Genomic DNA, 8,662 nt, shown 5'->3' with positions numbered 1-8,662 from the left:
GGCGGCGAGACCCCAGGAGGTCCCGCCGCCCTTCGGCGCCTGCGACGTGCTTACGCGTCGCCCCCGGCCGCGCCCGGGTCCGCCGCCGTCACGTCCAGCAGCTGGTAGCGGTCGACCGCCTGCTTGAGCGCCGAGCGGTCGATCCTGCCCTCCTTGGCGAGCTCGGTGAGCACCGCGAGGACGATCGACTCGGCGTCGATGTGGAAGTAGCGGCGGGCCGCCCCACGCGTGTCGGCGAAACCGAAGCCGTCCGCGCCGAGCGAGGTGTACGTGCCCGGCACCCAGCGTGAGATCTGGTCCGGAACCGAACGCATCCAGTCGGACACCGCCACGAACGGTCCCTGCGCACCGGAGAGCTTCTGCGTGACGTACGGGACGCGCATCTCCTCCTCCGGGTGCAGCAGGTTGTACTCGTCCACCGCGACGGCGTCACGCCGCAGCTCGTTCCAGGAGGTGGCGGACCAGACGTCGGCCTTGACGTTCCACTCCTCGGCGAGGATCCGCTGCGCCTCGACCGCCCACGGCACCGCCACACCGGAGGCCATGATCTGGGCCGGAATCGCGCCCTTCTCGCCCTCCTTGAAGCGGTAGATGCCCTTGAGGATGCCTTCGGCGTCCACGTTCTCGGGCTCCGCCGGGTGCTGGATCGGCTCGTTGTAGACGGTCAGGTAGTAGAAGACGTCCTCGGCGTTCTCGCCGTACATCCGCTTGAGGCCGTCCTGCACGATGTGCGCGATCTCGTACCCGAACGCCGGGTCGTACGACACGCAGCCCGGGTTCGTCGACGCGAGCAGCTGAGAGTGGCCGTCCGCGTGCTGGAGACCCTCACCGGTCAGCGTCGTACGGCCGGCGGTCGCGCCCAGCACGAAGCCGCGCGCGAGCTGGTCGGCCATCTGCCAGAACTGGTCGCCGGTCCGCTGGAAGCCGAACATCGAGTAGAAGACGTAGACCGGGATCAGCGGCTCGCCGTGCGTCGCGTACGCCGAACCCGCGGCGATCAGCGAGGCCGTGCAGCCCGCCTCGGAGATGCCGTCGTGCAGCATCTGGCCGGTCGGCGACTCCTTGTACGCGAGCAGCAGCTCGCGGTCGACCGCCTCGTACTGCTGGCCGAGCGGGTTGTAGATCTTCGCGCTCGGGAAGAAGGCGTCCATACCGAAGGTGCGGTACTCGTCGGGCGCGATCAGCACGAAGCGCTTGCCGATTTCCTTGTCCCGCATGAGGTCCTTCAGCACACGCACGAACGCCATGGTCGTGGCGATCGACTGCTGGCCGGACCCCTTCTTCGCGGCCGCGTACGTCTTCTCGGCCGGCAGCGGCAGCGGCTTCGCCCGCACGACACGGGTCGGTACGTACCCGCCCAGCGCGTTGCGCCGGTCGTGCATGTACTGGATCTCCTCGGACTGGCGGCCCGGGTGGTAGTACGGCGGGTAGCCCTCGTCCAGCTGCTTGTCCGTGATCGGGATGTGCAGCCGGTCGCGGAAGCGCTTCAGGTCCTCGACCGTCAGCTTCTTCATCTGGTGGGTCGCGTTGCGGCCCTCGAAGTTCGGGCCCAGCGTCCAGCCCTTGACGGTCTGGGCCAGGATCACGGTCGGCTGGCCCTTGTGCGCCTTGGCCGCCGCGTACGCCGCGTACACCTTCTTGTGGTCGTGACCGCCGCGTCCCAGGTGCAGGATCTGGTCGTCGGTCATGTTCTCGACCATGGCCCGCAGCCGGTGGTCGCCGCCGAAGAAGTGGTTGCGGATGTACGCGCCCGTCTCGGTGGCGTACGTCTGGAACTGGCCGTCCGGGGTCGTGTTCAGCTTGTTGACCAGCACGCCGTCGCGGTCCTGCGCGAGCAGCGGGTCCCAGCTCCGGTCCCAGACCAGCTTGATGACGTTCCAGCCGGCGCCGCGGAACTGCGACTCCAGTTCCTGGATGACCTTGCCGTTGCCGCGCACCGGGCCGTCGAGGCGCTGGAGGTTGCAGTTGACGACGAAGGTCAGGTTGTCCAGGCCCTCACGCGCGGCGATGGACAGCTGGCCGAGCGACTCCGGCTCGTCCATCTCGCCGTCGCCGAGGTACGCCCACACATGCGACTTGGAGGTGTCGGCGATGCCGCGCGCCTCCATGTAGCGGTTCATCCGGGCCTGGTAGATCGCGCCGAGGGGGCCGAGGCCCATCGATACGGTCGGGAACTCCCAGAAGTCGGGCATCAGCCGCGGGTGCGGGTAGGAGGAGAGCCCGTACGGCGCCTTCGACTTCTCCTGGCGGAACGCGTCGAGCTGCTGCTCGCTCAGCCGGTCCAGCAGGAACGCGCGGGCGTAGATGCCGGGGGACGCGTGCCCCTGGAAGAAGATCTGGTCGCCGCCGTCGCCCTCGTCCTTGCCGCGGAAGAAGTGGTTGAAGCCGACGTCGTACAGAGAGGCGGAGGAGGCGAACGTGGCGATGTGACCGCCTACGCCGATCCCCGGACGCTGCGCCCGCGACACCATCACGGCCGCGTTCCAGCGGGTCGCGTTGAGGACCTTGCGCTCGATCTCCTCGTTGCCGGGGAAGAACGGCTCGTCCTTGGTGGCGATGGTGTTGACGTAGTCCGTGCTGCGCATCTCGGGCACGGCCACGCGCTTCTCGCGCGCCCGCTCGATCAGGCGCAGCATCAGATAGCGGGCGCGCTCGCGGCCCCGCTCGTCGACGGCGGCGTCGAGGGAGTCGAGCCATTCCTGGGTTTCTTCAGGATCGAAGTCCGGGACCTGGCTCGGAAGGCCGCCAATGATGATCGGATTACGATCGGATCCGGAAGCCACGCTGTTCCTTCGCTGGTTGGGTCTCAAGGGGTGTCGCGCCGCCTCCATCGTGTACCCCTGAATCGCAAACGTCACCTCTACCGAGTGGTAACCCCCACTCGGCGAGAGGCTCGGCGTCCGCCCGGGGATGGGTCCGGCCAAATCGCAACCTTACGCCCAACCCGCCCGTGCGTTCGGTGCGGCGGCTCGGGTCCGAATGGCCCACCGAAGCCGCGTAGGCTTACAAACGTGTCGCAATGGTGTGGGATGGATCACCGGGGCCGCTTCCGGCCCGGTCTGGAGTTGCGGTGAACCGGCCCCATCCGTCACCGTTTCGGCTGTCTCCACCGCCGGGTACTTGCGCGATCGGTCCCGCACGTGTGGACTACGGCCAACGCCCACGCACGCGCGTGGACTGAAGGTATTCCCCAAAACATGATCAGGAGGCAATCCGTGAGCGCGACCGCGGACCACGCGGAGGAGCGGACCAACCCGGCAGTACGCCTGGGGTTCGTGCCCGGACAGGTGGTCCAGGAGATCGGCTACGACGACGACGTCGAGCAGGAACTCCGTGAGGGCATTGAGGCGATCACCGGCCAGGACATCGTCGACGAGGACTACGACGATGTCGCCGACGTCGTCGTGCTGTGGTTCCGTGACGAGGACGGCGACCTTACGGACGCGCTGGTGGACGCCATCGGTCTGCTGGAGGACGGCGGCACGGTGCTGCTGCTGACCCCGAAGACCGGCCGCGACGGCTACGTCGAGCCGAGCGACATCAGCGAGGCCGCCCAGACGGCGGGTCTGTCCCAGACCAAGACCGTCAGCGCGGGCAAGGACTGGAGCGCCGGCCGGCTGGTGACCCCCAAGGGCAAGCGCTGAGCCACCGCCGCGTCCGAGCAGACTCCTCATGAGCAGGCTGCGCCCAAGGCGAAACAGGGCCTCCGCCGACATCCGTCGGCGGGGGCCCTGTGCGTAGGCTGGCCGGACACAGACGGCCCAACGAGGGGATGGCGCATCCAATGGCGATCGAGGTCGGTACGCCGGCACCGGACTTCGTGCTGAAGGACAACCACGGCCGTACGGTCCGGCTGTCCGACTTCCGCGACCCCGGCGACGCCAGGAACGTGGTGCTGCTCTTCTACCCCTTCGCCTTCACCGGTGTGTGCACGGGCGAGCTGCGGGCGCTCAACGACGACCTGGCGCGTTTCGTCAACGACGACGTACAGCTGCTCGCCGTCTCCACCGACTCCATCCACACCCTGCGCGTCTACGCCGAGCAGGAGGGCTTCGAGTACCCGCTCCTGTCGGACTTCTGGCCGCACGGCGCGGCCTCGCGCGCGTACGGCGTCTTCGACGAGCACAAGGGCTGCGCCGTGCGCGGCACCTTCGTTATCGACCGCGCCGGCGTCGTGCGCTGGAGCGTCCTCAACGCCATGTCGGACGCGCGCGACCCCGCCGAGTACCTCAAGGTGCTCGACACGCTCTGAGCGCCCGAAAAATCGGGACACCGGGCGTGCTGCGCGCGGGAACCGGTCACTAGGATCGAGTCGTTGATCCGATGCCAGCGCATTACGGGGGTCCTCGGCCCCCCGACACACATGGGAGGACTCGTGGGCGTCAGCCTCAGCAAGGGCGGCAACGTCTCGCTGACCAAGGCAGCCCCCAACCTGACCGCGGTCATCGTCGGTCTCGGCTGGGACGCTCGTACCACCACCGGGGGTGACTTCGACCTCGACGCCAGCGCCCTGCTGACCAACGCTGAGGGCAAGGTCACCAACGACTCGAACTTCGTCTTCTTCAACAACCTCAAGAGCCCCGACGGCTCGGTCGAGCACCTCGGCGACAACACCACCGGTGAGGGCGAGGGCGACGACGAGGTCATCAAGGTGAACCTCGCCGGCGTGCCGGCCGACGTCGCCAAGATCGTGTTCCCGGTCTCGATCTACGAGGCCGAGGCCAGGCAGCAGAGCTTCGGCCAGGTCCGCAACGCGTACATCCGCGTCGTGAACCAGGCCGACAACACGGAGCTGGCGCGCTACGACCTGAGCGAGGACGCCTCGACTGAGACCGCGATGGTCTTCGGCGAGCTGTACCGCAACCAGGCGGAATGGAAGTTCCGGGCCATCGGCCAGGGTTACGCCTCGGGCTTGCGCGGCATCGCGCAGGACTTCGGCGTCAACGTCTGAGCGAGCCCCGTCCCGTCCGGCGCCGCATCGTGCGGGCGGCGCCGGACGCGCCTCACACTCGTTCCGTACGCGGGGAGGAAGCAAGATCATGGGTGTCACGCTCGCCAAGGGAGGCAACGTCTCCCTCTCCAAGGCCGCACCGAATCTCACCCAGGTGTTGGTCGGGCTCGGCTGGGACGCGCGCTCCACCACCGGAGCGCCCTTCGACCTCGACGCCAGCGCGCTGCTGTGCCAGAACGGCCGCGTCCTCGGCGACGAGTACTTCGTCTTCTACAACAACCTCAAGAGCCCGGAGGGCTCGGTCGAGCACACCGGGGACAACCTCACCGGTGAGGGTGACGGCGACGACGAGTCGATGATCATCGACCTCACCCTGGTGCCGGAGAACTGCGACAAGATCGTCTTTCCGGTCTCCATCCATGACGCCGACAACCGCGGCCAGACGTTCGGCCAGGTCAGCAATGCTTTCATCCGCGTGGTCAATCAGGCGGACGGTCAGGAACTGGCCCGTTACGACCTCTCCGAGGACGCCTCCAGCGAGACGGCGATGATCTTCGGTGAGGTCTACCGGTACGGCGGGGAATGGAAGTTCCGAGCCGTAGGACAGGGGTATGCGTCGGGTCTGCGGGGCATCGCCCTAGACTTCGGGGTCAACGTTTCGTAAAGCCGCGCACGGCGCGGGGGAGACCCGTACTTACACGATGGGGTAGCCAGTGGTTCTGAAAACCTTCGGCTGGTCGTTTGCCGTCACGGCACTCGGACTGGCTTTCGCCGCCTGGCAGTGGGGGTGGGAGGCGTTCGGGGTCGTACTGATCCTGTCGATCCTCGAAATCTCGCTGTCCTTCGACAACGCGGTCGTCAACGCCGGAATCCTGAAGAAGATGAATGCCTTCTGGCAGAAGATCTTCCTCACGATCGGCATCCTGATCGCCGTCTTCGGTATGCGGCTGGTCTTCCCTGTCGCCATCGTCGCGATCAGTGCCAAGGTCGGTCCCATCGAGGCGATCCAGCTCGCGATGGACAAGCCGGAGCAGTACGAGGCCCTGGTCACGGACGCCCACCCGGCGATCGCGGCCTTCGGCGGCATGTTCCTGCTGATGATCTTCCTGGACTTCATCTTCGAGGACCGGGACATCAAGTGGCTCGCGTGGCTGGAGCGTCCGCTGGCCAAGCTCGGCAAGGTCGACATGCTGTCGGTCTGCATCGCGCTGATCGTCCTGCTCGGCACGGCGATGACCTTCGCGACCCACGCGCACACCAGCTCGGGATACCAGGACAAGTCGGCCACGGTGCTGCTCTCCGGCGTCGCCGGCCTGATCACGTACCTCATCGTCGGCGGTCTCTCCAGCCACTTCGAGAACAAGATCGAGGAAGAAGAGGAACGGGAGCACGAGGAGGAGGAGAAGGCCAAGGCGCAGGGCAAGGACCCGTCGGTCATCGGCCTCGCCGGCAAGGCCGCGTTCTTCCTCTTCCTGTACCTGGAAGTCCTCGACGCCTCGTTCTCGTTCGACGGTGTCATCGGCGCCTTCGCCATCACGAACCACATCTTCTGGATGGCGCTCGGCCTCGGCATCGGCGCGATGTACGTACGGTCGCTGACGGTCTACCTGGTCCGCCAGGGCACCCTCGACGACTACGTCTACCTGGAGCACGGCGCGCACTACGCGATCGGCGCGCTCGCGGTCATCCTGCTGATCACCATCGAGCACGAGATCAGCGAGATCATCACCGGCCTCGTCGGTGTCCTCCTGATCGCCGCCTCGTTCCTGTCCTCGATCCGCCGCAACAAGCGCCTCGCGGCCGCCGAGGGCGGCTCGGGGCCGGGGTCGGGAGACAAGACCGAGGTCCCGTCCGGGGTGTGACCCGGCAGGGATTGAGGAACGCTCTGAGCGGGGCGGTCACGAGGCGTCGGCCTCGGGGCCGCCCCGCCGCCTGTGCGGCGGGTTCGGCGGGGACGTGTACGAAGACACCCTGGGGGTGGGGGCGCAATGACCATCTGGGACAGCCTGCGGCGGGACAGGGCGGGCGATCCGTTCGCGTCCGGCAACGCGGCCAACGCGATCGAGCTGACCAGGCGGAATCCTTCGGTATCGCTCACCAAGCAGGGCGCGACCAGCGGCAACCTGCGCGTCAACCTGTCGTGGCGGATGCGCACCTCGGACTTCGGGGGCAAGCGGCGGCGCAGCGTCAGTCTGCTGCGCAGCCCGTTCAAGTTCTTCCAGCCGGAGCTGGTCCAGGCGCACACCCAGGGCGTGGTCAACGTGGACCTCGACCTGGGGTGCCTGTACGAGCTGGCGGACGGCACGAAGGGCGTCGTACAGCCCCTGGGCGGCTTCCTCGGCAACCTGAACGCGCCGCCGTACGTCCGGCTCAGCGGCGACGACCGGTTCGGCGCGCCGTCGGGCGAGACGATCTACGTCAACCTCGACCACCGCGAGGAGATCAAGCGGCTGCTGGTCTTCGTGTACATCTACGACCAGACACCGGCGTTCGACCGCACGCACGCCGTGGTGACGCTCTTCCCGGGCAACGGCCCGCGCATCGAGATCGAGCTCGACGAGCGCGCCCCGCAGGCCCGCTCGTGCGCCGTCCTCACCGTCGACAACGTCAAGGGCGACCTCGTGGTCCGGCGCGAGGTGAAGTTCGTCTACGGCTTCCAGGCGGAGCTGGACCGCCTGTACGGCTGGGGCCTCCAGTGGGGCCGCGGCTACAAGACGAAGACGTGACGGGGGCCCGGCGGGGCGGGGAGGCGGGCCCCCCGCCCTACTGGGCGCGTACGAACTGCGGCCCCTGCGGCGGCAGGCGGAAGTTCGGGTCCGGTGCGAAGGCGGCGGCGGCCGCCGGCTGCGGGTACCCGTAGGCGGGCTGGGTCGACGCCGACTGGGGGAAGCCGTAGGCGGGGGCCGGCGACCCCTGGCCCGGACCGTCGGCGGCCGGCGGGTATCCGTACGCGGGCTGCATGGGCTGGGTGGGATCGGCCGGCGTCGCCGTCTGCGCCGCCGCCGGGTGCGCCCGCGTCCCGGCGGATGCCGCCTCGCCCGCCGCGTCCGGGCCCTCGGCCCCGTCCGTCTCGTCGACGGAGATGCCGTGGTCCGTCGCCAGCCCGATCAGGCCGTTGGAGTAGCCCTCGCCCAGCGCCCGGAACTTCCAGCCCTCGCCCCGCCGGTACAGCTCGCCGCAGATCAGCGCGGTCTCCGCGCCCGTCTCGGGCCGGACCTCGAAGTACGCGAGCGGGTCCGCGCCACCGGCCGCGGTGGCGTCGTACACCTCGATGCGCAGGTCGTGCACGCGCTCGAACGGCACGTCGTCCGTGGAGGCGACGATCAGCACGCGGTCCACGGCGGTTTCGAGTGCGGCGAGATCCGTCTGCACCGAGTCGGTGACGCCGTCGGGCAGCCGCTTCTTGCCCAGGCTGCGCACCAGCCCCGAGGGGTGGCGCGGCTGGTTGTAGAAGACGAAGTCCTCGTCGGAGCGTACGCGTCGGTCGACGCCGAGCAGCAGCGCCGAGGCATCCACTTCTGGGACGTCGGGGCCGGGGGTCCAGCGCAGCACAGCCCTTACGGCTGTGGCTTCGAGCGGGACGTTCGAGCCCTTCAGCATGGCGTGCGTCATGCCTGTCATCCTGCCTCCCCGGGGCCCGCCCCTACAACGCGGGGTGCTCACCGGCATGAATGGATTCACGTGGGTAACCTGAAATTCACGGACGCGGGG

At 68.3% G+C, this 8,662-nt stretch carries 8 protein-coding genes; 6 read left to right on the top strand and 2 right to left on the bottom strand.

Features of this window, described 5'->3' with window-relative positions:
- Window positions 1–50 precede the first annotated feature (50 nt).
- Window positions 51–2,783, bottom strand: coding sequence for a pyruvate dehydrogenase (acetyl-transferring), homodimeric type (gene aceE, locus ACWGH0_RS19500; RefSeq protein ID WP_453405405.1), 2,733 nt, complete (start codon window positions 2,781–2,783; stop codon window positions 51–53).
- A gap of 432 nt (window positions 2,784–3,215) precedes the next feature.
- Here aceE and ACWGH0_RS19495 point away from each other — a divergent pair, with 432 nt between their 5' ends.
- The 6 genes from ACWGH0_RS19495 to ACWGH0_RS19470 all read left to right on the top strand — a co-directional run bounded on the left by ACWGH0_RS19495 (window position 3,216) and on the right by ACWGH0_RS19470 (window position 7,677).
- Complete coding sequence (locus ACWGH0_RS19495; RefSeq protein ID WP_138894401.1) at window positions 3,216–3,644, top strand: DUF3052 domain-containing protein; 429 nt, start codon at window positions 3,216–3,218, stop codon at window positions 3,642–3,644.
- A gap of 140 nt (window positions 3,645–3,784) precedes the next feature.
- Complete coding sequence (locus tag ACWGH0_RS19490; protein ID WP_453405404.1) at window positions 3,785–4,252, top strand: peroxiredoxin; 468 nt, start codon at window positions 3,785–3,787, stop codon at window positions 4,250–4,252.
- 123 nt (window positions 4,253–4,375) lie between these two features.
- Window positions 4,376–4,951, top strand: coding sequence for a TerD family protein (locus ACWGH0_RS19485; RefSeq protein WP_215129775.1), 576 nt, complete (start codon window positions 4,376–4,378; stop codon window positions 4,949–4,951).
- An 88-nt stretch (window positions 4,952–5,039) separates the two neighbouring features.
- Entirely contained in the window at window positions 5,040–5,615 is a 576-nt protein-coding gene (locus ACWGH0_RS19480; protein ID WP_452803613.1) for a TerD family protein, read from the top strand.
- 49 nt (window positions 5,616–5,664) lie between these two features.
- A complete protein-coding gene (locus tag ACWGH0_RS19475; RefSeq protein ID WP_453405403.1) occupies window positions 5,665–6,813 on the top strand; it encodes a DUF475 domain-containing protein in 1,149 nt (382 codons plus the stop codon).
- 126 nt (window positions 6,814–6,939) lie between these two features.
- Complete coding sequence (locus tag ACWGH0_RS19470; protein ID WP_453405402.1) at window positions 6,940–7,677, top strand: TerD family protein; 738 nt, start codon at window positions 6,940–6,942, stop codon at window positions 7,675–7,677.
- Window positions 7,678–7,714: 37 nt separating this feature from the next.
- Here the strand turns inward: ACWGH0_RS19470 and ACWGH0_RS19465 are convergent, their stop codons facing one another.
- Window positions 7,715–8,572 carry a TerD family protein gene (locus ACWGH0_RS19465; protein ID WP_453405401.1) on the bottom strand — a complete coding sequence of 286 codons (858 nt, stop codon included), beginning with the start codon at window positions 8,570–8,572 and terminating at the stop codon, window positions 7,715–7,717.
- Between the last annotated feature and the right edge of the window lie 90 nt (window positions 8,573–8,662).

The sequence above is a fragment of the Streptomyces sp. NPDC054887 genome, assembly GCF_053610585.1.
The sequence above is the reverse complement of the archived record's forward strand: the minus strand, read 5'-3'. Positions and strand labels throughout refer to the sequence as shown.

What these genes read in the sequence shown, in the direction of transcription:
- ACWGH0_RS19470 (WP_453405402.1), top strand. Translation starts at nt 6,940, where the DNA reads ATGACCATCTGGGACAGCCTGCGGCGGGACAGGGCGGGCGATCCGTTC.
- ACWGH0_RS19490 (WP_453405404.1), top strand. Translation starts at nt 3,785, where the DNA reads ATGGCGATCGAGGTCGGTACGCCGGCACCGGACTTCGTGCTGAAGGAC.
- ACWGH0_RS19480 (WP_452803613.1), top strand. Translation starts at nt 5,040, where the DNA reads ATGGGTGTCACGCTCGCCAAGGGAGGCAACGTCTCCCTCTCCAAGGCC.
- ACWGH0_RS19465 (WP_453405401.1), bottom strand. Translation starts at nt 8,572, where the DNA reads ATGACAGGCATGACGCACGCCATGCTGAAGGGCTCGAACGTCCCGCTC.